The 23,811-nt window shown below is 59.9% G+C and carries 26 protein-coding genes; 8 read left to right on the top strand and 18 right to left on the bottom strand.

What is annotated here, in order from left to right; genetic code table 11:
• The first annotated feature begins 3 nt into the window (after positions 1 to 3).
• The 8 genes from OOZ52_RS09770 (at position 4) to OOZ52_RS09735 (ending at position 9,796) form a co-directional block, all read left to right on the top strand.
• The gene (locus OOZ52_RS09770; RefSeq protein ID WP_274698320.1) at positions 4 to 2,841 is read left to right on the top strand and encodes a 2-oxoglutarate dehydrogenase E1 component; all 2,838 of its coding nucleotides are present in this window, start codon (positions 4 to 6) and stop codon (positions 2,839 to 2,841) included.
• A gap of 22 nt (positions 2,842 to 2,863) precedes the next feature.
• Positions 2,864 to 4,063 (top strand): 2-oxoglutarate dehydrogenase complex dihydrolipoyllysine-residue succinyltransferase, encoded by a 1,200-nt coding sequence (odhB, locus tag OOZ52_RS09765; protein ID WP_274698319.1) that lies wholly within the window; start codon positions 2,864 to 2,866, stop codon positions 4,061 to 4,063.
• Between the two features lie 244 nt (positions 4,064 to 4,307).
• Positions 4,308 to 5,720: a dihydrolipoyl dehydrogenase gene (gene lpdA, locus OOZ52_RS09760; protein ID WP_274698318.1), complete on the top strand. Its 1,413-nt coding sequence runs from the start codon at positions 4,308 to 4,310 to the stop codon at positions 5,718 to 5,720.
• A 15-nt stretch (positions 5,721 to 5,735) separates the two neighbouring features.
• Positions 5,736 to 6,554 carry a hypothetical protein gene (locus tag OOZ52_RS09755; protein ID WP_274698317.1) on the top strand — a complete coding sequence of 273 codons (819 nt, stop codon included), beginning with the start codon at positions 5,736 to 5,738 and terminating at the stop codon, positions 6,552 to 6,554.
• Positions 6,555 to 6,652: 98 nt separating this feature from the next.
• Positions 6,653 to 7,996 (top strand): serine hydrolase, encoded by a 1,344-nt coding sequence (locus tag OOZ52_RS09750; RefSeq protein WP_274698316.1) that lies wholly within the window; start codon positions 6,653 to 6,655, stop codon positions 7,994 to 7,996.
• A 5-nt stretch (positions 7,997 to 8,001) separates the two neighbouring features.
• Positions 8,002 to 8,421: a VOC family protein gene (locus tag OOZ52_RS09745; RefSeq protein ID WP_274698315.1), complete on the top strand. Its 420-nt coding sequence runs from the start codon at positions 8,002 to 8,004 to the stop codon at positions 8,419 to 8,421.
• A 32-nt stretch (positions 8,422 to 8,453) separates the two neighbouring features.
• Positions 8,454 to 9,167, top strand: coding sequence for a PepSY domain-containing protein (locus OOZ52_RS09740; RefSeq protein ID WP_274698314.1), 714 nt, complete (start codon positions 8,454 to 8,456; stop codon positions 9,165 to 9,167).
• Positions 9,164 to 9,796 (top strand): trimeric intracellular cation channel family protein, encoded by a 633-nt coding sequence (locus OOZ52_RS09735; RefSeq protein ID WP_274698313.1) that lies wholly within the window; start codon positions 9,164 to 9,166, stop codon positions 9,794 to 9,796. Before OOZ52_RS09740 ends, OOZ52_RS09735 begins: the two co-directional genes overlap by 4 nt.
• 9 nt (positions 9,797 to 9,805) lie before the next feature.
• On the opposite strand, the gene OOZ52_RS09730 is transcribed toward OOZ52_RS09735, so the two are convergent.
• From OOZ52_RS09730 to rpsN, 18 genes are all read right to left on the bottom strand, one after another.
• On the bottom strand, positions 9,806 to 10,579 hold the full coding sequence (locus tag OOZ52_RS09730; protein ID WP_274698312.1) for a hypothetical protein: 774 nt from the start codon (positions 10,577 to 10,579) through the stop codon (positions 9,806 to 9,808).
• A 91-nt stretch (positions 10,580 to 10,670) separates the two neighbouring features.
• A complete protein-coding gene (locus OOZ52_RS09725; RefSeq protein WP_274698311.1) occupies positions 10,671 to 11,285 on the bottom strand; it encodes a hypothetical protein in 615 nt (204 codons plus the stop codon).
• Between the two features lie 127 nt (positions 11,286 to 11,412).
• Positions 11,413 to 13,560 carry a prolyl oligopeptidase family serine peptidase gene (locus OOZ52_RS09720; protein ID WP_274698310.1) on the bottom strand — a complete coding sequence of 716 codons (2,148 nt, stop codon included), beginning with the start codon at positions 13,558 to 13,560 and terminating at the stop codon, positions 11,413 to 11,415.
• Positions 13,561 to 13,637: 77 nt separating this feature from the next.
• On the bottom strand, positions 13,638 to 15,020 hold the full coding sequence (locus OOZ52_RS09715) for a serine hydrolase domain-containing protein (protein ID WP_274698309.1): 1,383 nt from the start codon (positions 15,018 to 15,020) through the stop codon (positions 13,638 to 13,640).
• An 87-nt stretch (positions 15,021 to 15,107) separates the two neighbouring features.
• Entirely contained in the window at positions 15,108 to 15,527 is a 420-nt protein-coding gene (gene rplQ / locus OOZ52_RS09710) for a 50S ribosomal protein L17 (RefSeq protein WP_274698308.1), read from the bottom strand.
• An 87-nt stretch (positions 15,528 to 15,614) separates the two neighbouring features.
• Positions 15,615 to 16,670 carry a DNA-directed RNA polymerase subunit alpha gene (locus tag OOZ52_RS09705; protein ID WP_274698307.1) on the bottom strand — a complete coding sequence of 352 codons (1,056 nt, stop codon included), beginning with the start codon at positions 16,668 to 16,670 and terminating at the stop codon, positions 15,615 to 15,617.
• A gap of 113 nt (positions 16,671 to 16,783) precedes the next feature.
• Complete coding sequence (gene rpsK, locus OOZ52_RS09700) at positions 16,784 to 17,173, bottom strand: 30S ribosomal protein S11 (protein ID WP_047005430.1); 390 nt, start codon at positions 17,171 to 17,173, stop codon at positions 16,784 to 16,786.
• Positions 17,174 to 17,227: 54 nt separating this feature from the next.
• Entirely contained in the window at positions 17,228 to 17,596 is a 369-nt protein-coding gene (gene rpsM / locus OOZ52_RS09695) for a 30S ribosomal protein S13 (protein WP_274698306.1), read from the bottom strand.
• 293 nt (positions 17,597 to 17,889) lie between these two features.
• Positions 17,890 to 18,435 (bottom strand): SRPBCC family protein, encoded by a 546-nt coding sequence (locus OOZ52_RS09690; RefSeq protein WP_274698305.1) that lies wholly within the window; start codon positions 18,433 to 18,435, stop codon positions 17,890 to 17,892.
• A 43-nt stretch (positions 18,436 to 18,478) separates the two neighbouring features.
• Positions 18,479 to 19,129 carry an adenylate kinase gene (locus tag OOZ52_RS09685; protein ID WP_274698304.1) on the bottom strand — a complete coding sequence of 217 codons (651 nt, stop codon included), beginning with the start codon at positions 19,127 to 19,129 and terminating at the stop codon, positions 18,479 to 18,481.
• Positions 19,130 to 19,172: 43 nt separating this feature from the next.
• On the bottom strand, positions 19,173 to 20,543 hold the full coding sequence (gene secY, locus OOZ52_RS09680) for a preprotein translocase subunit SecY (protein WP_274698303.1): 1,371 nt from the start codon (positions 20,541 to 20,543) through the stop codon (positions 19,173 to 19,175).
• A gap of 102 nt (positions 20,544 to 20,645) precedes the next feature.
• Positions 20,646 to 21,131, bottom strand: coding sequence for a 50S ribosomal protein L15 (rplO, locus tag OOZ52_RS09675; RefSeq protein ID WP_274698302.1), 486 nt, complete (start codon positions 21,129 to 21,131; stop codon positions 20,646 to 20,648).
• Between the two features lie 49 nt (positions 21,132 to 21,180).
• The gene (gene rpmD, locus OOZ52_RS09670; RefSeq protein ID WP_274698301.1) at positions 21,181 to 21,369 is read right to left on the bottom strand and encodes a 50S ribosomal protein L30; all 189 of its coding nucleotides are present in this window, start codon (positions 21,367 to 21,369) and stop codon (positions 21,181 to 21,183) included.
• 5 nt (positions 21,370 to 21,374) lie between these two features.
• Positions 21,375 to 22,211, bottom strand: coding sequence for a 30S ribosomal protein S5 (gene rpsE / locus OOZ52_RS09665; RefSeq protein WP_274698300.1), 837 nt, complete (start codon positions 22,209 to 22,211; stop codon positions 21,375 to 21,377).
• A gap of 1 nt (position 22,212) precedes the next feature.
• Positions 22,213 to 22,557 (bottom strand): 50S ribosomal protein L18, encoded by a 345-nt coding sequence (rplR, locus tag OOZ52_RS09660; protein WP_274698299.1) that lies wholly within the window; start codon positions 22,555 to 22,557, stop codon positions 22,213 to 22,215.
• A 1-nt stretch (position 22,558) separates the two neighbouring features.
• Positions 22,559 to 23,092: a 50S ribosomal protein L6 gene (rplF, locus tag OOZ52_RS09655; protein ID WP_274698298.1), complete on the bottom strand. Its 534-nt coding sequence runs from the start codon at positions 23,090 to 23,092 to the stop codon at positions 22,559 to 22,561.
• Complete coding sequence (rpsH, locus tag OOZ52_RS09650; RefSeq protein ID WP_274698297.1) at positions 23,092 to 23,487, bottom strand: 30S ribosomal protein S8; 396 nt, start codon at positions 23,485 to 23,487, stop codon at positions 23,092 to 23,094. Before rpsH ends, rplF begins: the two co-directional genes overlap by 1 nt.
• 11 nt (positions 23,488 to 23,498) lie before the next feature.
• Positions 23,499 to 23,804 (bottom strand): 30S ribosomal protein S14, encoded by a 306-nt coding sequence (rpsN, locus tag OOZ52_RS09645; protein ID WP_274698296.1) that lies wholly within the window; start codon positions 23,802 to 23,804, stop codon positions 23,499 to 23,501.
• Positions 23,805 to 23,811 lie beyond the last annotated feature (7 nt).

Below are 23,811 nucleotides of genomic sequence, written 5' to 3'. Positions count from 1 at the left end.
CCGATGGGTAACGAACCGAAGAACTTGCTTCCTGAACTGCCCGGCCAAGAGGGTCCGCAAGCAGGCCCTAGCTGGGGCAATCCGCGCTGGCCATTGACGGACGACACCGCCGATCTGAACGCGGCGATGGACCCGACCGATATGGTCGCGGTGGTGAAGGAAGCTGCGGCCAAGGCCGGCAAGCCGACGGACACGGTGTCTCTGCAGCACGCAGCTGATATCTCCAACAAGGCGATGACGCTGGTGCGGCTATACCGCGTTCGTGGACACCTGGCGGCCGATCTCGACCCGCTCAATCTCTCGCACAAACAGGGCGACCCGCAGGACCTGACGCTGGAGTTTCACGGCCTGGCCGGCAAGGAAGACGAGGAAGTTTACCTAGGCGACGTGATGGGCATGGGGTGGACCACCGTCGGCGCCCTGTATGAGCGACTGCGCGAAGTTTATTGCGGCAAGGTCGGCCTCGAATACATGCACATCGCCGACACGAAGGAGCGGCGCTTCCTGCAGGACAAGTTCGAAAGCCCCGGCGACACCATCCAGTTCACACCCGAAGGCAAGCAAGCAATCCTGAAGGCGGTGATCCGCGGCGAGGAATACGAAAAGTATCTTGCCAAGAAATATGTCGGCACCAAGCGCTTCGGCCTTGACGGCGGCGAAGCCATGATCCCTGCACTCGAAGCAGTGATCAAATGGGGCGGCGTTACCGGCGTGCGCGAGATCATCTACGGCATGGCACACCGCGGCCGGTTGAACGTGCTCGCCAATGTCATGGCCAAGCCATACCGCGTAATCTTCCACGAATTCTCAGGCGGCTCTGCCAATCCTGACGATGTCGGCGGGTCGGGCGATGTAAAGTATCACCTCGGCACCAGCACCGACCGTGAATTTGACGGGATCAAGGTTCACATGAGCCTGGTTCCCAACCCCAGCCACCTGGAAGCGGTAAACCCCGTCGTTCTCGGCAAGACCCGCGCGCAGCAGGCCATGCACGATGATCTTGCCGCGCACGAGAAGGTCCTGCCGGTCCTCATCCACGGCGATGCGGCCTTTGCAGGACAAGGCGTGGTCTGGGAAAGCCTGAGCCTTTCGGGTGTCGCAGGATACGACACAGGCGGCTGCATACACTTCATCATAAATAACCAAATCGGTTTCACGACCAGTCCAAAATTCGCCAGAAACTCCCCTTACCCGTCTGACGTGGCCAAGGGTGTGCAGGCCCCGATCCTGCACGTAAACGGCGATGATCCCGAGGCTGTGACCTTCGCATGCAAACTCGCGGTCGAGTACCGCCAGACGTTCAAGCGGGACATCGTGATCGACATGTGGTGCTATCGCCGCTTCGGTCACAACGAAGGTGACGAGCCGAGCTTTACCCAGCCGCTGATGTACAAGGAAATCCGCAAGCATCCGCGCGTGTCGGACATCTACTCGGAACGGCTCAAGGGCGAAGGCGTGATCGACGAAGGCTCGACGCCGGGAATGCGGCAGGAATTCATTGCCCACCTCGATGAGGAATTTGAGAAGGGCAAGGATTACAAGCCGAACGAAGTCGACTGGTTTGCCGGACGCTGGAGCGGCCTGCACAAGCCGGTCGATCCCGAAACCGCGCGGCGTAATGTCGATACAGCGATCCCCAAGAAGCTGTTTGACAGCCTCGGCCGCACGCTGACCACGGTTCCGGACGATCACACCGTCCACAAGACATTGAACCGCGTGCTCGATGCCAAGCGAGAGATGTTCAAGAGCGGCGAAGGCTTCGACTGGGCCACCGCAGAGGCACTCGCCTTCGGCAGCCTGGTGACCGAAGGGTTTGGCGTGCGCCTTTCCGGCCAGGATTCAGGGCGCGGCACCTTCAGTCAGCGCCATGCGATCTGGGTCGACCAGAACAGCGAAGAAAAATACATCCCGCTCGCCACGTTGCCGCACGGCAAGTTCGAGGTCTACGATTCCACGCTTAGCGAATTCGGCGTCCTCGGCTTCGAGTACGGTTTCGCCATGGCAGATCCCAAGACCTTGGTAATGTGGGAAGCGCAGTTCGGCGATTTCGCCAACGGCGCGCAAATCATGATCGACCAGTTCATCGCTGCGGGCGAAGTGAAATGGATGCGCGCCAACGGGCTCGTGATGCTGCTGCCGCACGGTTATGAAGGCCAGGGACCGGAGCACTCCTCCGCCCGCCTCGAACGCTTCCTGCAGCTGTGCGCGAACGACAATATCCAAGTTTGCAACATCACCAGCCCGGCGAACTATTTCCATGTTCTGCGCCGCCAGATGCTGCGCCCGTTCCGCAAACCGATGGTTATCATGACTCCCAAGAGCTTGCTGCGCCATCCGGATGCCAAATCCACCGCCGAAGAGTTCCGCGGCAAGAGCCACTTCATGCGCATCCTCTCGGATCGCAAGGATATTGACGACAAAAAGGTAAAGCGCCTTGTGCTGTGCAGCGGGAAGGTCGCCTATGATCTGATGGATAAGCGCGATGATGAGAAGATCGACGATGTGTCGATTGTCCGCATCGAGCAACTCTATCCGTTCCCCGGCGAACCGCTGGCCGTGCGCATGAAGCGCATGACCAACCTCGAAGAGGTCGTCTGGTGCCAGGAAGAGCCTCACAATAACGGCGCATGGTTCTTCGTGCAGAACCGCATCGAAGAGGCGCTGACCGCTGCCGGTCACAAGGGCATGCGCCCAAGCTATGCTGGCCGCGAGGAAGCGGCATCGCCCGCCACCGGCTTTGCTGCTCGCCACCAGGCGCAGCAGGAAGCACTCGTCTCCGTCGCACTTGGCCTGTCCGAGCGTGGCGCAACCAATGCCAAGCGCCAAGCGCGCAAGAAATAACTGGAAGCCAAGGGAAAAACACATGGCAACCGAAGTCAAAGTTCCAACGCTGGGTGAATCGGTCACCGAAGCAACAGTAGGTGAATTCCTGAAGCAGCCTGGCGATGCCGTGGCGGCGGACGAGCCGATCATGAGCCTCGAGACCGACAAGGTCGCGGTGGAGGCCCCCTCCCCCGTTGCGGGCGTGATCAAGGAATACAAGGTTAGCGTGGGTGACACGGTTGAGGTCGACTCGGTAATCGCGGTGATCGAAGAAGGCGCTTCCGCTTCAACGCCCGCTCCCTCGCCTGCCCAATCGGCTGCGAAGGCAGACAGCAGCGATGCCAGCGTCACCATGTCGCCCGCCGTGCGCCGCGCGGTGATCGAGCACGGTGTCGATCCGACCACGATCAAGGGCACCGGCAAGGATGGCCGTCTGACCAAGGAAGATGTCGTCGCTGCCGCCAAGGCCAAGAGCGAAGGCGGCGCAACTCCTGCCGCTGCCGAGGCCGCTCCTGCTACACCTGCCACCATCAAGGGTGATCGCCGCGAAGAGCGCGTGAAGATGACGCGCATGCGCCAGACCATCGCCAAGCGCCTCAAAGGCGCGCAAGAAGAGGCCGCGCTGCTCACCACCTTCAACGATTGCGACATGACTGCCGTGATCGAGGCGCGCAACGCATACAAGGACATGTTCGCCAAGAAGCACGGCATCAAGCTCGGCTTCATGAGCTTCTTTGCCAAGGCTGCGGCGCTGGCGTTGAAAGACGTTCCGGCGGTCAATGCGCAGATCCAGGGCGATGAAATCGTCTATCACAACTACGTCGATCTCTCGGTCGCGGTCAGTGCACCGAATGGCCTGGTGGTTCCTGTGGTACGCAGTATCGACGCGATGAGCTTTGCCGAAATCGAGCTCGCCATCGCCGACTACGGCAAGCGCGCCAAGGAAGGTACGCTGACGATGGAAGACATGAGTGGCGGTACCTTCACCATTTCCAACGGCGGCGTGTTCGGATCACTGATGTCGACCCCGATCATCAACCCGCCGCAAAGCGCCGTACTCGGCCTGCACCGCATCGAGGACCGCCCCGTCGCCGTGAATGGCGAAGTGGTGGTGCGCCCGATGATGTATCTCGCGCTGAGCTACGACCACCGCATTATCGACGGCCGCGAAGCCGTGACCGCGCTGAAAATCATGAAAGAGGCAATCGAAGATCCCATGCGGATGCTGATTGATTTGTGATGCCTGACCAGCTTCTCCCCCCTTGGCTTAAATACCCCCACATCGGTCGCGGATCGATTGGGTGGCGAATGGGATATGGTGAAGAATATATAATTGAATTCAATGATTTTTATAGATCACTCGATCAAGGTCAGAAAGCTGCATATAGAAAAAAATACCCGGAACCTTCTGAGGTTTCGCAAGGTTTATCGTGGGTCGGCTTTTACGACCTTTACGACCTTTACGACCGTAGAGAGAGCAAATAATGGCTGAATACGATTACGACATCCTTGTTATTGGTGCTGGCCCGGGTGGCTATGTTGCCGCGATCCGTGCGGCGCAGCTGGGACTGAAAACCGCTTGCGCCGAGGCGCGTGAAACGCTTGGGGGCACCTGCCTCAATGTCGGCTGCATCCCCTCCAAGGCGATGCTGCACGCGTCCGAATATTTCGATGCGGCTGCCAATGGCGCGATGGAAAGCATGGGTATCAACGTTAGCCCCAAACTCAACCTGCTCAAGATGCATGAACAGCGGCTCGATGCCGTGGGCGGGCTCACCAAGGGTATCGAATTCCTGTTCAAGAAGAACAAGGTGGACTGGAAGAAGGGCCTCGCCACTTTCGTCGATGCGCACACGGTTGAAGTTGGCGGTGAGAAGGTGTCTGCCAAGGAAATCGTCATCGCCACAGGTTCCAGCGTGACGCCGCTACCCGGTATCGAGATCGACAATTCCAAGCATGTGGTGGTTGATTCCACTGGTGCGCTCGAACTGCCCAAGGTGCCCAAGCACATGGTTGTGATCGGCGGCGGTGTCATCGGATTGGAGCTGGGCTCGGTCTGGCGTCGTCTTGGCGCGCAGGTAACGTGCGTGGAATTCCTCGACGAAATCCTGCCCGGCATGGATGGCGACGTGCGCAAGGAAGCGCGCAAGATCTTCAAGAAGCAGGGTATCGAATTCAAGCTCGGTACCAAGGTCACCGGCTGCACCGTGAAGGGCAAGAAGGCCACGCTGACGATGGAACCGGCCAAGGGCGGCGATGCGGAAACGCTCGAAGCCGATTGCGTGCTCGTTTCCATCGGTCGCAAGCCGAACACAGAGGGGCTGGGCCTCGAGAATATCGGGCTGGAAGTGAACCAGCGCGGCCAGATCGAAGTCGATCACGAGTTCAAGACCAGCGTCAATGGCGTGCGCGCAATCGGTGATGTCGTCCCCGGCCCCATGCTCGCGCACAAGGCCGAGGATGAAGGCATTGCGGTGGCCGAATGGATCGCTGGCGAGACCGGCATCGTGAACCACGATGTGATCCCCAGCGTCGTCTACACCCTTCCCGAGATCGCCGGTGTCGGGCTGACCGAAGAGCAGGCGATCGAGAAGATGGGCGGCGACAAAAAGGCGATCAAGACGAGCAAGTTCCCGATGATGGCGAACAGCCGCGCGAAGACCAATCACGAGGGCGATGGCTTTGTGAAGATCATTGCCGAGGCAGAGAGCGACCGCGTTCTGGGTGTCTGGGCGATTGCCTCAGTCGCAGGCACAATGATCGCCGAAGCCGCGCTGGCCATGGAATTCGGCGCGACTAGCGAAGACATTGCCTACACCTGCCATGCCCACCCGACCCATTCGGAAGCTCTGAAAGAGGCTGCGATGGGCGTGCAGGGCAAGCCAATCCATATCTGATGGGGCGCAGCTGACATGACATTACGGGATCGCCTGCCCGCCATTGCGGCGCTCGCGATCCCGGTCATGGTGGGCGCTGCATGGATGGCTACGAGCGGTGCTCCGTCGCACTATCCGCTGACCAATCTTGCCGCGCTGGCGCTCGTCAGCCTTTGGATCGCGTTCGGGCGCGGACCGCATACCGCGCTTAGTCGACACATCCTCCTTGCCGCGCTTATTCTCATCATGCTTGCTGCGATAGCCGTTGGCCCAGCGGTTGAAGGGCTTGGCGGACAGAAGATCATGCGCTGGTTTCCGTTGGGCCCGCTTAATCTCCATACTGGGATGATTGCCGTGCCACCGTTGGTCGTGCTCGCTGCACGAAATCGCGTTATGGCCGCCCCAATGCTGCTTGCGGGAATAGGCGCGGCCTATCTGCAACCTGACGCCGCCGCCGGCTTCGCCCTCACTTTCGCAGCTATCGGCATCCATCATGTCACACGCGATTGGAAAGTGGCGGCGACAGCGATCATAGGCTTCGTCGCGTCGATCCGAATGGCACTGATCGGGGAGCTGCCACCCCAGCCATTCGTCGAGCGTGTATTTGTCGATGCCGCTGAGCAAAGCCCGGTGCTTGCGATCCTCTTGTTGGCAACACTACTTACCAGCTTTGCGCTCCTGCTGTTCGCCATCCCTTTCGCGCGCGACAAGCGCTTCGGCCTCGCCGGCGCGCTTTTCGGTTTCACGGTAATCGCCGCGATGAACCACTACCCCACACCGTTGATCGGTTACGGGACAGCACCGATTATCGGTTTTGGCCTTGCCTTAGGCCTGCACCGGATTCCACAGCGCTAACATCGCTGTAGGCGGGCCCGATTGAAAGATGGTTGCAATTGCAGGCTATAGTGTATTATTGTAGTGATACACCTGTTCGGAGAGCAAGAATGTCGTTTATGTCCCGTAGTTTGCCGCTGACTGCCGCCGCGCTTGTTTCGATCACCATCTCCTCGGCCCCCGCGCTGTCGCAAGATGTCGATCGCATGGAACAGATCGTCGCGGCAGAGGCCGACACCGGAGCATTCATCGGCAATGTTCTCGTCGCCGTGGACGGTGATATCGTGTTCGAGAACAGCCAGGGCATGGCCAACTACGATTGGCAGATCCCCAACAGTCCGAATACGCGGTTCCGCATAGGATCCGTCACCAAACAATTCACTGCCGCCAGCATCCTGATGCTGCAGGAACGTGGCATGGTCGATATCGAGGCACCGGTAGCGACTTATTGGCCCGAAGCGCCCGAATCTTGGGAAGCGATCACCGTTCGCCAACTGCTGCAGCACACTTCAGGGATTCCCAACGTCACCTCGCTTGACGGGTTTGCGACGATGAAATTCCTCCCGACATCGCCTGACGAGCTAATCGCGACCTTTTCCGATCTCCCACTGGAGTTCGAGCCTGGCGAACGGTGGAGCTATTCCAATTCGAACTATCTGATCCTGACCGAAATCGTCGAAGATGTGTCCGGCTTGTCCTACGCTGAATTCGTGCAGACCAATATTTTCGACCCGCTTGGCATGGACTCTACCGGCGTGGACAACAATGCTGCCGTAGTCCCGCACCGCGCCACCGGATATTTCCCGGGCGGCGAAGGGCCTAGGCCCGCCGATTACGTCAATATGGACATTCCGCAGGGCGCAGGGGCACTCTACTCGACGACACACGACCTGCTTCGCTGGCAGCAGGCGCTCTTCGCCGGCGAGGTGCTTGAAGCCGAGAGCGTGGAACTGATGACTACGCCAGGTCTTGGCAACTACGCGCTTGGCGTGATGATCGACGACAACAACGGCCGGCTTGTGTGGCACGGTGGAGGCATCGAAGGGTTCAACGCATGGCTTGGCCACGATACCTCGCGCGACATCACCGTTGTGGTCCTTGCCAACCAGAATGGCGGCGCAGCGAACAACATCGCACGCGATCTCGTCGCGCATGCCCGCGGCGAAGAGGTTTCCTTGCCCGGCGAACGCGCCCGGTTGCAATTGCCAACCGAAACGCTCGACGAATATGTCGGCACATTCGCCATCACCGCGGACTTCAAGATCGCAATCTTCCGCGAGGGAGAGACTCTGATGACACAAGCGACGGGCCAAGGCGCATTTCCCGTCTATGCTGCGGGAGACGATGTGTTCTACCTTGAGGTTGTCGCAGCAGAGCTGCACTTCACCCGCGATGATGATGGCACGGTAACAGGCCTTGTCCTGCATCAGGGCGGGCAAGAGGTGCCGGCAATCAAGGAATAACCGGCATGGCCCTCTCACCCTTTCATCTCGCATTTCCCGTGCATGACCTCGCGGCTGCGCGGCAATTCTGGGGTGATGTGATAGGTTGTGCAGAGGGGCGTTCCTCAGATCACTGGATCGACTTCGACTTCTACGGCCACCAGATCGTCACCCACCTGTCGCCGGGGGCGGGTGATGCCGCCAGCAATCCGGTGGACGGGCACAACGTCCCGGTGCCGCATTTCGGCGTCGTACTCGGCATGGCGGAGTGGGAAGAACTGGCCGAACGCCTCAAAACCAAGGGCGTGACCTTCGACATCGAACCCTATATCCGTTTCAAAGGCGAGCCGGGCGAGCAGGCGACCATGTTCTTCCGCGATCCCAGTGGCAATGCCATCGAGATGAAGGCCTTTGCCGATCAGTCGAAATTGTTCGCCAAAGACTAGGCGCAGACAGCAAGCCGCGTTAGCACGGCGGTATGGCACAACAGAAGTTCATGCGACTCTTCGCGAAATGGCACATCTGGCTTGGCTGGCTGGTGGGCTTCCCCGTTCTCATGTGGACCGTCACCGGACTGGTCATGGTCATCACCCCTATCGAGGAAGTGCGCGGGAGCCACTTGCGGGTACCGCAGGCTTCAGAGCCGCTGACGGGCATGGCGGAATACCCACGTGTCGGTCCGGAAGAGGGCGTGATGTCGATTACGCAGCGCATGGCGCACGGCGAACCGATTGCCATCCTGACAATGAATGACGGATCGCAGCGCCGCTATTCGCTGGAAACGGGCGAAGAGATGGAACCTGTCGAGCGCGAACAGGCTCTTGCCATCGTTGCGCGTGACATCGTGGGCGGCGAAGATGCGGTCGGCGCAGAATTCTTCGCCGCTGACGAGGCGCCCTTCGATTTCCGCCGCCCGATCCCCAGCTGGCAGGTCGCGCTGGAGGACGGCACGCATATCTACGTGAATGCCCAGACTGCCGAGGTTGCAGCTGTACGCACGCGCTGGTGGCGCGTGTTCGACTTCATGTGGGGCCTGCACATTATGGACCTGCAAACGCGCGAGCTCGATCAGCAAAGCCCGTTCAACTATTTCATGCTGGTGTCCTTCGCTGTGCTTGGGGTCCTGGGTTCGCTGCTCGGCTGCGTGCTGATGTTTCGCCGGCGCAAGGCGCGGGTCAAAGCGCCATCATGACCACGACGGTTGAGGTCATAACTCCGGTTCTGCCGCCAATCCTCGATCTTGGCGGGACTGCGGTGTTTGCGTTGTCCGGCGCTCTGCTCGCCGCACGGCTCAACCAGACGTTTGTGACCTGCGCCTTCTTCGCGCTTCTGACCGGGGTTGGCGGCGGATCGGTGCGCGATGCTTTGCTGGGCGTGCCAGCCTTCTGGATACGCGATTTCTGGGTGCTGCCCGTTGTTCTTGGCGCTTCGCTAGTCGCCTGGTTTATCCCGCGCAAATGGTGGGAGGGGCGCTGGCTCGAATGGGCCGATGCGTTGGGTCTCGCGCTGTTCTGTGCGCTCGGTACGGCAAAGGCGCTCGCGTTTGATGTCGCACCGCTAGCGGCGGTTGTGCTGGGCGTCATCACCGGATGCGTGGGCGGAATCATCCGCGATGTGATCGCCGGCGTGCCGAGCATCATCATGCGGCCGGAGCTTTACGTTACAGCCGCAGCTCTCACTGCCGGATCCTGCGCAATCATGATCCTGCTCGGTGTGCAACAACCCGTCGCAATGACAGTGGCCGCGGCGGCAGGCTTTACCCTACGCGGCGCGGCGATGATCTGGTCTATCGAACTTCCCGCCTATTCGCGCGAAGCCTGAGCCAAGCGTTCAGCGAAGGTCAGCGTCGACTTCGCCATAGCCCTCTTCACCCGGCAACGGCCCGCCCGGATAGTCCGGTTGCGGTCCTTCAGCCTGCGGGGCCTCTGCAGAGCGATAGGAATAGCTGCCCTGCCCCGGCGTCACCGTGGTTGCCCGTGCGCGGGCATAGTCCTGATCACTCCATTGATCCCCCCCTGAGGAAGGCGTAGAGGCATCATATTCGCCCGGGTACCCAACCGCACCGAAATCGACACTGCGGATGCGGCCTTCATTATCGATCCAGCATGTCCACCCCGATCCGCCTTCCAGCGTTCCGGCCACATGCCAGCCATCGCTACGGCGCGCAGCCTGCGTTACGTCGCTGACACGGTCCTGGCCGCGTTCGATCTGCTCGACACACATGTCAGCCGCGCGCTCGACACCATTGCTGTCGTAGCGATCACGGCGATCCTCATAGTTGCGATTGTCGCGCTCACGGTAGTCGCGATCATCACGGCGACGCTCGCGGCGGTCATTGTCGCCATCGAAGACACCTGCGATGGCTGCGATAGTGCCGAGCACAAGCACGCCCGCAACGACGTCGCCCGCATCAACACGGTTGCGATGGCGGTGGTGGCGACGCCAGCGGTGGTGGTGATTCTGCTCTGCAGCTTCGCCATTGTGAGCGATTGCCGGGCCGCTGCCGATGCCTGGCAACTCCACTGCCGCAGCGGGCGTTGCGCCAAGCGAGAGCGCGGCTGCCATCGCCGCCGCAGATGCGAATTTGGAAGTTTTCAAGGTCATTTGAACCAATCCCCTGCTGGTATTGCGAATATGACTAGGCGGCCCAGGCTGAAACCAACCTGAACCGCCTATCGTCTGGGGCTATCCGGTCTTAGAGGCCACGGATGCCTCGGAAATCAACGTCAACCACCCGTCCACGACGGAACTGGCATTCAAAGCGGCCAGTATCCCAACCATCGTTGCGGTAGCCGCGACGGTAGTCACGATAACGTCCGCCGCGATATTCCTGAACCGCGATACGGCCTTTGACTTCGAAGCCGCGACGTTCACGATCAATATCGCGGATCTCGTAAACCTCGGCACGCGAGCCAGTCCAACGCTGGGCGCGACGCTCGGCAGCACGGACACAGGCCTCTACAGCGCGGCGTGCACGGTTCTCGCCGCGGCGATAGTCATCGCGATAGTGGCGGTCACGATAATCACGGTCGCGATAGCGACGATCACGATAACGGTCATTGCGGTAGTGACGATCACGATAGCGGCGATCGCGGTGGTCGTAGCGGTCATCGTCACGACTCGACAAGATCGCTGCCAGTCCACCCAGGATCACAGCACCGGCGATAACTTCACCGGCAGAAATGCCGTCATCATCGCGGTCACGATAGCGGTCCTGCGCGCTGGCGGGAGCAGCCGCGGAAACTGCCATCGCACCAGCGGCGACGGTTGCAAGCGTTCCCTTGGCCAGGCGTTTGGTCAGACTATTCATCAGGGCTTCTCCTTCTCACCAGCAGCATGATTGCCGCCGATGAGAAGGGTTCTAGATGATTCGCCCTGATGGCAGACTGAACTCGCGTGTTAGCCGATGTTCAGAAAACTATGCACTTTTCTGAACATCAGTCTTCTTGCGGGTTGAGGCCGGTCCAGTAGGCAAGGAATGCAGCAATATCAGATGCTTCCTCAATAGCCTTATCGGTCGGCTTGCCCGATCCGTGACCCGCGCGGGTCTCGATACGGATCAATTGCGGGCGCTCGCCAAGGTTGGCTGCCTGCAGAGCAGCGGTGTATTTGAAAGAGTGTCCGGGCACCACGCGGTCATCGGTGTCTGCCGTTGTCACCAGCAGCGCCGGGTACTCAGTATCGGCCTGAATGTTGTGATACGGCGAATAGGCACGCAGGATGCGCCAGTCCTCCTCGCGGTCAGGATAGCCGTAGTCATCGACCCAGTAGCGCCCGGCTGTCCACTGGTCGAAGCGCAACATATCCATCACGCCCACAGCAGCATTACCGGCTGCAAAGAGATCGGGGCGCTGGTTCGCCACAGCACCCACCAGCAGGCCGCCGTTGGAACCGCCCTGGATAGCAAGGCCATCTTCCGGCGTGATACCTTCGTCGATCAGGAACTCGCCTGCAGCGATGAAATCGTCGAACACGTTCTGTTTGTTGGCGCGACGACCGCCATCATGCCAGGCGCGGCCATATTCACCGCCACCGCGGATGTTGGCCATGACAAAGGCACCGCCTGCCTCGACCCATGCAAGGCGTGTGGAAGAGAAGCCTGGGGTGAGCGAAATATCGAAGCCACCATAGCCGTAAAGCAGTGTCGGTACCGCCTCACCGCTCTCCACCACATCTGCGCGGCGAACGATGAACATCGGTACGCGCGTGCCATCACGGCTTTCATAGAAGCGTTGCTCGACAACGAAATCTTCCGGATCGAAGCTGACTTCCGGCGCGGCGAAGGTATTCGTCTCGCCCGTCGCGACATCGTAGCGGTAGATCGTGCCGGGGCGGTTGAAGCTGGAGAAGCTGTAGAACGTCTCGTTACTGTCTGCGCTGCCGCCAAAGCCGCCTGCCGAACCAAGCCCGGCAAATTCGATTTCGCGAACCAGCTCGCCTTCCAGCGTCATCACGTATGCGCTGGAACTGGCGTCTTCGAGATACTCGACGATCAGGTGGTCACCCACCATGCTGGCACCGGCAATCGGCTGATCACGCTCGGGCACGATTACATTCCAGCCCGCCTGCGGGTTGTCCATGTCGATCGAAACGATGCGATAGAGCGGCGCATCATTGTTGGTGGTGAAATAGATCGTGGAGCCGACATTTCCGATAGGGTTCCATGCGTAGTCGAACCCCTCAACCAGCGGAATGACCTGCCAGCCATTGGTGTCGCGCGCATCGAGATCAACAAGATTGACCTCATAACGTGAATCCGTGCCGGTGGACGAAAGGATCGTCATCCAGCGGCCATCTTCGCTGACGCCGCCGAAGTTGTTCTGCTCGGGCGCATCAGGAGTGGCGAATACGAGTTGGTCTTCCGACTGGTCGGTGCCCAGATCATGGTAGTAGATCGACTGGTTGAGGTTGAGTGCCTGGAAATCCTCACCCTCCTCCGGCTCGGGGAAGCGCGAGTAGACGAAACCTTCTTCGCCCACCCAGCTGAGGCCGGAGAACTTCACCCAGCGCACATCGCCGCCGATCTGCTCACCCGTCGCAACATCAAGCACGCGGACGATACGCCAGTCGCTGCCACCGTCCTGCACGCTGTAGAGCAGCTTGGAGCCATCGGGAGATGGCACCCAGCCCGCCAGCGCGGTTGCACCGTCGTCAGCCCACTCGTTCGGGTCTATCAGCACACGGCGCTCACCCGTCAGACCGTCCTGCACGTAAAGCGGCGACTGGTTCTGCAGGCCGGAATTATGCGTGAAGAAATAGCGGTCGCCGCGTGCCACAGGAATGCCGAAACGCTCGTAATCGAACAACTCGCCAATGCGGTCGGCAAACCACTGGCGTGCGGGCAGTCCGTCGAGATAGGCGTCGGTGACTTCGTTCTGCGCATCAACCCATGCGGCCACTTCCTCGCTGTTGCGAACATCCTCTTCCAGCCAGCGGTAGGGGTCCGCGACCTCTTCACCGAAGATCGTCTCGACCACATCACCCGTACGGGTTTCGGGATAGTCGGGCGCTGTCATGTCCTGTGCGTTAGCGACGGGCGCAACAATCGCGATGGCCGCTGCCGCGGCGAGAAGATGGCGTGTCATAAAGCCTCATGTGTTTGTGCAAAGTCCTGCGGGGATAGTTGGCAACGAAACTTGTTCTGATCAAGGCAAACTGATGGCTATTCGTCGAGCGCAGCCAGCACATCACGGGTGAAGGCGACAATATCGAAGCCTGAGCCGCCCGCAGGGTCCTCTCCCCGCCGTACGATCACAACATCACGGCTAGGCACCACGACAATGTACTGCCCGCGATTACCCGCCGCCATGAAGGTGTCCGGCGGAATGCCCTCGCTATTGTTGAGCAGCCACCAGCCGGCGCCATAGCCCCAACCGCGCGAGCCACCTGGCTGAGGGCCTGCGGGTGATGAGATGTACTCGACCCAGCCTTCGGGCAGGATGCGCTCTCCTCCCCAAACCCCGTCACGAAGGTGCAGTTCACCAAGGTTGAGGAGGTCATTTGCGGTAGCCCACACTTGGGAGGATAGCACGTAATTGCCCTGCCAATCAGTCTCGGCAACTGCACCGGTCATGTCGAGGCGGTCAAAGAGTTCGGCAGGTGAATGTTCCTGAAAGGTATGCTCAATAGCCGCGATCGCCGCGAGTGTGTCGTTGTTGGCATAGCGATAGACGCTTCCCGGCTCATGGATCAGCGGCCAATCTAGAGCAACTTCGTCAACCGTTGCCCCGCCGAAGTAGAGCGGATCAGTCCTGTTGCCGGGCGTATCCGAATAGCGGCCCGATGCCATGCGCAGCAGTTGATCAATCGTTATTGCGCGCCGCGGATCTTCATCGCTTTCGCCAAGTCCCGCGCTGTCCATCACATTGACTTCACCCCGTTGAACGGCAGCGCCGACGAGTGTTGCGGCAATACTCTTGGCTACCGACCACGTCCTCTGCGGACCGGGCTCCCAACCGTCGGCCGTCGCATAAGCAGCCAACCGCGTATTGTGTCGAATTAGGATTTGTGTGGTTCGGGCATCCACCCCGTATTGATCAGTGAGAGCCAGATCGGCCACCGGCTGCGTTGGCGAAGGCATGGTGTGCACAAACATTCGAGGAGCTAACGACCTGGCACGTTCACCCTCAGGCGTTTCAATGTCTTCAGTGCCAATTGGATAGATTGCGCATCCCCGACCGCTTAGATGTCGGGCAACCCGTGGTTCGGCACCTTCTGCCCATTCTACCGCAACCATATCGACTTCAGGGGCCATCTGCGGCCGCTCTGGATCAATGCGATAGGTGATACGGTGGGGAAGCCTACGAACGATATCGTCCAGCGGAGCTTGAATTCCCGTTAGTTCCCACTCCATCACGCTTTCGGGTGTGCGAGTTGCCCCATTGCGCTCCGCATTGGCAATCGCACTGCACAGAAACATCGCTTTGTACCCAGCAGCCAGCGCGCGGTCATAGCGGTCTTGCAGGTCGCTTTGCGAGATGCTCTGCGCGTTGGCGGGAGCGGCGATCAGCAGCCCAGCGGCTGCGGCGAGTGTGATGCGGATCATGGCGCGCACTCTGCCACTATCCGCGCAAAAGAAAAGGGCCGGTGAATTGCTCCACCAGCCCTTTGCTTGCTTCGCGTTGACGCGCGCTTACGCGTCTTCGAAATCGTCCTCGGTCATCACCGGACCGCTGTCCTGGCCTTTCGCATCTTCGTCACGATCGACGAGTTCGATATAGGCGATGGCAGCAGCGTCGCTCTGACGGTAGCCGGCCTTGATGATGCGGGTATAGCCGCCGTCGCGATCCTTGTAACGCTCGGCCAGAACGTCAAACAGCTTGGTCAGCTGCGTGTCATCCATCAGGCGAGCGGCCGCAAGGCGACGGTTCGACAGGCCGCCACGCTTTGCCAGCGTGATCAGCTTTTCGACATAGGGGCGAATTTCCTTCGCCTTTGCCGTGGTGGTGAGGATCTGCTCGTGCTTGATCAGCGCAGCAGCCATGTTGCGGAACAGGGCGGTGCGGTGCTGAGACTTACGGCTGAGCTTACGGCCAGAAATACCGTGACGCATATTACTTACTCCAGTTCGTAGGGGGCCCGTATGAGGTAGCCCGATGCAGGCCGGAAAAAGGGGTCCGGCCCATGCCCCATTTGGCTATTAGCCGAGCAGTTCCTGCTCCAGCTTCTTGGCCATTTCTTCGATGTTCTCAGGCGGCCAGCCAGGGATGTCCATACCGAGGCGCAGACCCATGCTGGAGAGAACTTCCTTGATCTCGTTCAATGACTTGCGACCGAAGTTCGGCGTGCGCAGCATCTCGGCTTCGGTCTTCTGGACCAGGTCGCCAATGTAGATGATGTTGTCGTTCTTGAGGCAGTTTGCCGAACGCACCGACAGTTCCAGCTCGTCCACCTTCTTGAGGAGGTAACGGTTGAGTTGGTTGGTGTCGCTTTCCTGCGGCTCTGCAGCAACGCCGATCATGGCGGCCTGCGGCTGCGGGATGCCGTCTTCGAAGTGGACGAACAGAGTCAGCTGGTCCTGCAGGATGCGCGCTGCGTAGGCGATCGCATCTTCAGGGGTGACGGTGCCGTCAGTCTCAATGGTGAGGCTCAGCTTGTCGAAGTCGAGTTCCTGACCAACACGGGCGTTCTCGACCTTGTAGCTCACCTGCTTGATCGGCGAGTACAGGCTGTCGACCGGGATCAGGCCGATCGGCGCGTCTGCCGGACGGTTGGCAACGGCCGGGGCATAGCCCTTACCGGTGTCTGCGGTCAGCTCCATGTTGAGCGTTGCGCCTTCGTCAAGGTGGCAGATCACGAGATCCTTGTTGAGGACTTCGATGTCGCCCGAAACGGCGATGTCGCCAGCCTTCACTTCAGCCGGACCGGTAGCGGAGAGCTGCAGGCGCTTGGCACCTTCGCCTTCCATCTTGAGAGCGATCTGCTTCACGTTCAGCACAATGTCGGTCACGTCTTCACGCACACCGGCAAGCGAACTGAATTCATGCAGCACGTTTTCAATCTTGATCGAGGTGATCGCGGCACCCTGAAGGCTCGACAGGAGCACGCGGCGCAGGGCGTTGCCGAGTGTCAGGCCGTAACCGCGCTCAAGCGGTTCGGCAACGAAGGTAGCCTTGCGCTTCTTGTCGGCACCTTCCTTGATGTCGAGCACGTTGGGCTTCTTCAGTTCCTGCCAGTTCTTCGTATTGACGGACATGGACTTCCCCTAAAGGTATCTAGGTTGCGCAAAAGCCGCGGGGCGCTGGTACCGCCGCGGCTGATGCGATGACTGTGTTTGCGAAGGCGACGTGCCCCCGCGGCAGGCTTCGATCAGACGCGGCGACGCTTGGATGGTCGCACGCCGTTGTGCGGGATCGGCGTTACGTCACGGATCGAGGTGATGGTGAAACCCACCGCCTGCAGAGCACGAAGCGCGCTTTCGCGGCCCGAACCCGGTCCCTTGATCTCGACTTCCAGGGTGCGAACGCCGTGTTCGGCGGCCTTCTTGCCGGCATCATCCGCTGCAACCTGTGCTGCATACGGAGTAGACTTGCGGCTACCCTTGAAGCCCATCATGCCCGCGCTGGACCAGCTGATAGCATTGCCCTGCGCATCGGTGATGGTGATCATGGTGTTGTTGAAACTCGCATTGACGTGTGCCACGCCGCTGCTGATGTTCTTTTTGTCGCGGCGCCGTACCCGGCCTGGTTCGCGTGCCATTTTCTCGTTTCCTCGTTAGTCGAAAGAAGGGAAAAGCTTGGGGGTTGCCCGAGCTTACTTCTTCTTGCCGGCGATCGGCTTGGCCTTACCCTTGCGGGTACGGGCGTTGGTGTGGGTGCGCTGGCCGCGGGTCGGGAGACCCTTACGGTGACGCAGACCGCGATAGCTGGCGAGGTCCATCAGACGCTTGATGTTCATCGCGGTTTCACGACGCAGGTCGCCTTCCACGGTGTAATCGGCATCAATGGTTTCACGGATCTGCAGAACTTCAGCATCGGTCAGGTCCTGCACACGTGCAGAGTAATCAATGCCAAGCTTGTCGACGATCTTCTTGGCAGTCGTCGAACCGATTCCGTGAATATAGGTGAGCGCGATGATAACGCGCTTGTTTGTGGGGATGTTTACCCCGGCAATACGAGCCACTTAATTCTCCATGCTCCACAGGGATTTGCCAATTCCGTCAAACGGTTAGCACGCCCCTATCTCAACGCTTCATTCTCGCCCAGTTACCGGGAAAGGCATGATTACGACGCGGAAAGCGCGCACGACAAATCACGCAAATCTTTGCAATTGAACGAATGAAAGGCGCAGATAGGGTGATTCCCTCTCTACGTCAACAGGCGAAAGCGAGCTTGCGGCATTGCGCAGCCCGATTTGTTATTCCCGTGTTGTGCTCACACTTATAGCGCCGTGTTACACGCTAGTCAAAATTGGCGTTAACCCTCGATGCTACCGCCACCCAAATTCTCCACCAATCCGCCCAGGAATTCGGCCTGAACACTGTCCACGACCGGAGCGATCTGATCGAGCGGGAAGCGCGACTGTCCGCCGGTAATGTACTCCCAGGTGATACGCGTGCCCTCGCCTTCATCGGCAAGGCTGACCGACAACGTGCCAGCCAACGCTTCTGTCTGCAGTGGACCGAGCGAACCGGACATCCGCAGTGTCGAGCCAGGCTGTACAAAGACAACACGCATGTGTTCGACAGAGCCGGCCGGCCAGCCATCGTTTGCAGGTAATGTCTCGCAGAAGCATCCGCCCGCAAACGCATCGAGCCGCAGGTTCGCCGAACTGTCCGACCAGGTGTGGCTCCACCAGTTCTCGGGATGCAGCAGCGCCTGCCATACCGTTGCGCGGTCCGCCTCCACCACCGCGGTGTGGCGCGTGGCAAAACCGTCTCCATGACTCTCGACGATTTCCGCCGACGCGCTGCCCGCGGTGCAGGCCAATGCCGCAGCAACAGTGATGCCCAGAACTTTCATGCAAACTCCCTCCCGTTGAGTGACGGAAGGGGTAGCGCGAGTGTCAGGCCGAAGCCAAGACCTTCTCGATCGCCGTCGTCACATCATCGATAGACGCCATGCCGTCAACGCGGTGAACGATGCCGCGCGGCTCATAAACCGGAAGGATCGGCGCTGTCTTGGCGCGGTATTCCTTCATCCGCGTACGCACGGTCTCTTCGGTATCGTCCTTGCGGCGCTTGAATTCGGTCGAACCACAGCGGTCACACACACCTTCAACTTCAGGCTGCTTGTGCCGATCGTGATAGCCCTCACCGCAGTTGGCGCAGGTGAAGCGGCCGGTGACGCGGTCAACCAGTGCCTCTTCATCGACAACCAGCTCAACCACCAGGTCCAGTTTGCGATCATGCTTGGCGAGGATTTCTTCCAGAGTTGCAGCCTGCGCGGGCGTACGAGGGAAACCATCGAAGATCGCGCCGGTGTCAGCATCCATTGCAGCGAGCTCGTCATCGATCAGCGCTGAAACGATGGCGTCGGATACCAGCTCGCCGCGTTCCATCACGGCTTTCGCTTCAAGCCCGACCTCTGTTCCCGCCTTCACCGCGGCACGCAGCATGTCTCCGGTAGAGAGCTGCTTCATGCCGTGATTGTCGACGAGCAGGTTGGCCTGTGTGCCCTTGCCTGCGCCCGGAGGGCCGAGAAGGATGATATTCATGAAGCTCGCGAATCCCCGTTAGCCTGAAGTCGCCGACGCTAGCTTAGCGCATCCGGCCCTTCAACTTCGCCTTCTTGATAAGATCACCATACTGGTGGGCAAGCAGGTGCGACTGGATCTGGCTGATCGTATCCACCGTCACGTTCACCGTAATCAGCAGGCTGGTACCGCCGAGAAGCAGCGGGAGGCCGTTGGATGCGATGAAGTATTCGGGAACCACACAGACAGCAGTCAGGTAGATCGCGCCGACCACGGTAATGCGGCTCAGCACATAGTCGAGATAGTCGGCGGTCCGCTTGCCTGGACGGATACCCGGAATAAAGCCACCCTGCTTCTTCAGGTTGTCAGCCGTGTCTTCCGGATTGAAGACCACAGCGGTGTAGAAGAAGCAGAAGAACATGATGCCGACGCCGTACAGCAGCATGTAGAGCGGCTGCCCGTGCTGCAGATATTGGTTGAGCGTCTGGATCACGCTACCACTGGCACTCGTCGTATCGATCGAGTTACCCGCAAACTGCGTGATCGTCAGCGGCAGCAGCAGCAGCGAACTGGCGAAGATCGGCGGGATCACACCAGCGGTGTTGAGCTTCAGCGGCAGGTGCGAACGGTCTGCCTGCATACCACCGCGCTGCGTCGCGCGCTTGGGATACTGGATCAGCAAACGGCGCTGGGCACGCTCGAAGAAGCAGATGACCAGAATCAGCGCAATGATCATGATGACCAGGAAGGCGATCAGCGCGCTGCTGATAGAGCCCGAACGGCCGCCTTCGAACAACTGCGCAGTAAAGGTCGGGAACTGGGCGACAATGCCCGCCATGATGATCAGCGAAACACCGTTACCAATGCCGCGCGCGGTAATCTGTTCACCCAACCACAGCAGGAACATGGTGCCACCGATCAGGTTGATGACGGCCACGACCTTGAACATCATGCCCGGATCAACAACAGGCTGGATGCCTGCCTGTGCGCCGAATGCTTCCAGACCCGACGCCAGGAACCAGCCCTGGATCGCGCAAAGGAACACTGTGCCGTAACGCGTATACTGGTTCAGCTTCTTGCGGCCAGCCTCGCCTTCCTTCTTCAGCGCCATCAGGCTCGGATGAAGCGAAGAAGCGAGCTGCACGACGATAGAGGCCGTAATGTACGGCATCACGCCCAGCGCGATCAGGCTCATGCGCTCCAGCGAACCACCGGAGAACATGTTGAACATGCCGATGATGCCGCCGCCGAGTTCCTGCTGCGAGTATAGCTCTGCCAGCGCGGCCGGGTTAACACCGGGCAGCGGCACAAAGCTGAGGAAACGGAACACAATCAGCGCACCAATGGTGAACCAGATGCGCTGCTTGAGTTCGGTCGCCTTGGAGAAGTTGGCGAAGCTAAGTGAGCTTGCGATATTATCGGCGCGTGAAGCCATGAGAAATCTTTCAGATCCAGGTCAGAACGCCGGTCCCTCCCGGCTCAGGAAGGCTAGATAGGGACGCGCGAGCCCGATGTCGAACCCGCGCGCCCTAAAAATTTATTCAGCCGAAGCCTTTTCCTTCTTGGCAGCGGTCTGTTCGACCTTGCCGCCAGCCTTTTCAACGGCTGCAACAGCCGCCTTGGAGGCGCCGGCAACCTTGAAGGTCAGCTTTGACTTGATTTCACCCTTGCCGAGAAGACGCACGCCGTCCTTGCCACCGCGGGCAACGCCGGCAGCCTTCAGCGCGGCGTGATCGATGTCCTTCTTGGCGTCGAGCTTCTTGTCATCGACAAGCTTCTGCACGGTGCCAAGGTTGACCTCGGCATAGTCCTTGCCAAACGGGTTGTTGAAGCCACGCTTCGGCAGGCGCATGTGCAGCGGCATCTGGCCGCCTTCAAAGCCCTTGATGGCTACGCCCGAACGGCTCTTCTGGCCCTTCTGGCCGCGACCGCCGGTCTTACCCTTGCCCGAACCGATGCCGCGTCCGACGCGGATACGGCCCTTGCGAGCACCTTCATTGTCACGGATGTCATTCAGTTTCATAATTTGCACTCGCTTTCGCTGTTTTCGCGCTGGCAGAGCCGCCGAAGGGTTATCCTTCGACGATCTCAACCATGTGCGGCACCTTCTTGATGGCACCGCGCACTTCGGGGGTGTCCTGCAGTTCGACAACCTTGTGCATCTTGTTCAGCCCGAGGCCGATCAGGATCTTGCGCTGGTTGGCAGGACGACGGATCGGCGAACCGATCTGCTTGATCTTGATTGTTTTCTTGGCAGCCATCTGGATTACTCCGCAATAGCTTCAGCGTCGGCTTTGGCCTCGGCTTCGCTCGCGCCACCACGGCCGAGAAGGTCTGCAACCTTCTTGCCGCGACGCTGTGCAACGGCCTTCGGAGAAGACTGGTTGCCCAGGCCATCAAACGTGGCGCGGATCATGTTGTAGGGGTTCGAGGTGCCGACCGACTTGGTCACAACGTCGGCAACGCCGAGCGCTTCGAACACGGCACGCATCGGACCACCGGCGATGATACCGGTACCCGGAGGCGCCGAGCGAACGACCACGCGGCCTGCGCCGAAATGGCCGGTGCCATCGTGGTGCAGCGTGCGGCCTTCCTTCAGCGGAACGCGGATCATCTTCTTCTTCGCGGCAGCGGTTGCCTTGTTGATGGCTTCCGGCACTTCGCGAGCCTTGCCGTGGCCGAAGCCAACGCGGCCCTTGCCGTCACCAACCACAACCAGTGCGGCGAAACCGAAGCGCTTACCGCCCTTCACCACCTTGGCGACGCGGTTGATGTGGACGAGCTTTTCAATCAGCTCTTCGCCATCATCATCACCGCGGCGATCATCACGACGGCCACGACCACGACCGCGGCCACCGCCACGGTTGTCATCACGTCCACCGCGACCACCACGGCCCCGAGGCTTTTCTTCTGCCGGAGCAGCTTCAGCCTTGGCCGGAGCGGCTTCAGCAGGAGCCGCCTCGGCAACTTCTTCAACCTTGGCCTCTGCTTCAGGAGCAGCAGCTTCCGGCGTTTCGGTCACAGCTTCCGCCTTGGTTTCTTCAACCTTGGTTTCGGCCTCAGTGGTTTCCGGGGCCTTTTCGGTTTTCTTCTTGTCAGCCATCTTAGAACTCCAGCCCGCCTTCACGAGCGGCATCGGCCAGCGCCTTAACGCGGCCATGGAACAGGAACCCGCCGCGATCGAACACGACAGTCTTCACGCCGGCCTTCTTGGCGGCAGCGGCAATGTCCTTGCCCACCTGCGTGGCAGCATCGACATTGGCGCCCGACTTCTTGCCGCCCAGCGTAGACGCTGCTGCGACGGTGCGGCCGTCCTTGTCGTCAATGATCTGCGCGTAGATGTGCTGACCAGTGCGGTGCACCGACAGACGCGGCTTGCCACCGGCACGCTTGCGGAGCGCGGTGCGCACCCGGCGGCGGCGACGTTCAAAAAGAGAAAGCTTTGCCATCTTACTTCTTCTTCCCTTCCTTGCGGAAGATATATTCGCCGCGATACTTCACGCCCTTGCCTTTGTAAGGCTCAGGCTTGCGCCATTCGCGGATCTCGGCAGCGAACTGCCCGACCTTCTGCTTGTCGATGCCCGAAATCTCGACCGTAGTCTGATCGGGCGTCTTCACATCCAGACCTTCAGGAACATCGAGATCGATGTCGTGCGAGAAACCAAGCTGGAGCTTGAGCTTCTTGCCCTGGGCCTGTGCACGATAACCAACACCGTTGATCTCGAGGACCTTGGTGAAGCCTTCGGTCACACCGTCGACCAGGTTCTGCACGAGCGTACGCTGCATGCCCCAGTACTGGCGCGCCTGCTTGGTCTTGTTCGCCGGGTTGACGGAAACTTCACCTTCTTCGACCTTGTAGTCGATGAGGTCGGAAGTGCTCATCGAAAGCTCGCCCTTGGCGCCCTTCACGATCAGCTTGCCGTCTTCGATCTTGGCGGTCACTCCTGCGGGGAGCACCACCGGCTTTTTGCCAATGCGGCTCATCAGAACACCTCCGCCAGCACTTCGCCGCCGACGTTGTCGTTGCGCGCTTCGATGTCCGAGAGCACGCCCTTGGGCGTCGAGACGATGGTGATGCCAAGGCCATTGCGGACAGTCGGAAGTTCTTTCGAACCCGAGTAGATCCGGCGACCCGGCTTGGAGACGCGGGCGATGTGCTTGATAGCGGGCTCGCCCTCGAAATACTTCAGTTCAATCCGCAGTGCGGGGTGCTTGCCCGAAGAGTCTTCGCTGTAGCCACGGATGTAGCCTTCGCGCTGAAGCACTTCGAGAACGTTTGCACGCAGCTTGCTGGCGGGCGAGAGGACAGAGTCCTTCTTAGCCTGCTGGCCGTTGCGGATGCGGGTGAGCATATCACCCAGGGGATCGGTCATAGCCATTGTCTAATTCCTCACCAGCTCGACTTGGTCACACCCGGGATCAGGCCCTTGTTGGCCAGATCGCGGAGCTCGATGCGGTTAAGCCCGAACTTGCGGTAGTAGCCGCGCGGGCGGCCGGTGGTGTTGCAGCGGTTGCGAACACGCGTGGGGTTCGCATTGCGGGGAAGTTCAGCCATCTTCAGGCGTGCAATCAGACGCTCAGAATCGTCGAGCGATTCATCGTCTGCGATAGCCTTCAGCTTGGCGTATTTCGCCGCGTACTTCTTGACGAGAGCCTTACGCTTCTCGTTCTTGTTGATGGAACTCAGTTTCGCCATTGGACTT

This window comes from Aurantiacibacter sp. D1-12, from assembly GCF_028858515.1.
Classification (GTDB): domain Bacteria; phylum Pseudomonadota; class Alphaproteobacteria; order Sphingomonadales; family Sphingomonadaceae; genus Alteraurantiacibacter.
The sequence above is the reverse complement of the archived record's forward strand: the minus strand, read 5'-3'. Positions and strand labels throughout refer to the sequence as shown.

Coding starts and splice junctions, on each gene's coding strand:
- OOZ52_RS09770 (WP_274698320.1), top strand. CDS start 4: ATGGGTAACGAACCGAAGAACTTGCTTCCTGAACTGCCCGGCCAAGAG.
- odhB (WP_274698319.1), top strand. CDS start 2,864: ATGGCAACCGAAGTCAAAGTTCCAACGCTGGGTGAATCGGTCACCGAA.
- lpdA (WP_274698318.1), top strand. CDS start 4,308: ATGGCTGAATACGATTACGACATCCTTGTTATTGGTGCTGGCCCGGGT.
- OOZ52_RS09755 (WP_274698317.1), top strand. CDS start 5,736: ATGACATTACGGGATCGCCTGCCCGCCATTGCGGCGCTCGCGATCCCG.
- OOZ52_RS09750 (WP_274698316.1), top strand. CDS start 6,653: ATGTCCCGTAGTTTGCCGCTGACTGCCGCCGCGCTTGTTTCGATCACC.
- OOZ52_RS09745 (WP_274698315.1), top strand. CDS start 8,002: ATGGCCCTCTCACCCTTTCATCTCGCATTTCCCGTGCATGACCTCGCG.
- OOZ52_RS09740 (WP_274698314.1), top strand. CDS start 8,454: ATGGCACAACAGAAGTTCATGCGACTCTTCGCGAAATGGCACATCTGG.
- OOZ52_RS09735 (WP_274698313.1), top strand. CDS start 9,164: ATGACCACGACGGTTGAGGTCATAACTCCGGTTCTGCCGCCAATCCTC.
- OOZ52_RS09730 (WP_274698312.1), bottom strand. CDS start 10,579: ATGACCTTGAAAACTTCCAAATTCGCATCTGCGGCGGCGATGGCAGCC.
- OOZ52_RS09725 (WP_274698311.1), bottom strand. CDS start 11,285: ATGAATAGTCTGACCAAACGCCTGGCCAAGGGAACGCTTGCAACCGTC.
- OOZ52_RS09720 (WP_274698310.1), bottom strand. CDS start 13,560: ATGACACGCCATCTTCTCGCCGCGGCAGCGGCCATCGCGATTGTTGCG.
- OOZ52_RS09715 (WP_274698309.1), bottom strand. CDS start 15,020: ATGATCCGCATCACACTCGCCGCAGCCGCTGGGCTGCTGATCGCCGCT.
- rplQ (WP_274698308.1), bottom strand. CDS start 15,527: ATGCGTCACGGTATTTCTGGCCGTAAGCTCAGCCGTAAGTCTCAGCAC.
- OOZ52_RS09705 (WP_274698307.1), bottom strand. CDS start 16,670: ATGTCCGTCAATACGAAGAACTGGCAGGAACTGAAGAAGCCCAACGTG.
- rpsK (WP_047005430.1), bottom strand. CDS start 17,173: ATGGCACGCGAACCAGGCCGGGTACGGCGCCGCGACAAAAAGAACATC.
- OOZ52_RS09690 (WP_274698305.1), bottom strand. CDS start 18,435: ATGAAAGTTCTGGGCATCACTGTTGCTGCGGCATTGGCCTGCACCGCG.
- OOZ52_RS09685 (WP_274698304.1), bottom strand. CDS start 19,129: ATGAATATCATCCTTCTCGGCCCTCCGGGCGCAGGCAAGGGCACACAG.
- secY (WP_274698303.1), bottom strand. CDS start 20,543: ATGGCTTCACGCGCCGATAATATCGCAAGCTCACTTAGCTTCGCCAAC.
- rplO (WP_274698302.1), bottom strand. CDS start 21,131: ATGAAACTGAATGACATCCGTGACAATGAAGGTGCTCGCAAGGGCCGT.
- rpmD (WP_274698301.1), bottom strand. CDS start 21,369: ATGGCTGCCAAGAAAACAATCAAGATCAAGCAGATCGGTTCGCCGATC.
- rpsE (WP_274698300.1), bottom strand. CDS start 22,211: ATGGCTGACAAGAAGAAAACCGAAAAGGCCCCGGAAACCACTGAGGCC.
- rplR (WP_274698299.1), bottom strand. CDS start 22,557: ATGGCAAAGCTTTCTCTTTTTGAACGTCGCCGCCGCCGGGTGCGCACC.
- rplF (WP_274698298.1), bottom strand. CDS start 23,092: ATGAGCCGCATTGGCAAAAAGCCGGTGGTGCTCCCCGCAGGAGTGACC.
- rpsH (WP_274698297.1), bottom strand. CDS start 23,487: ATGGCTATGACCGATCCCCTGGGTGATATGCTCACCCGCATCCGCAAC.
- rpsN (WP_274698296.1), bottom strand. CDS start 23,804: ATGGCGAAACTGAGTTCCATCAACAAGAACGAGAAGCGTAAGGCTCTC.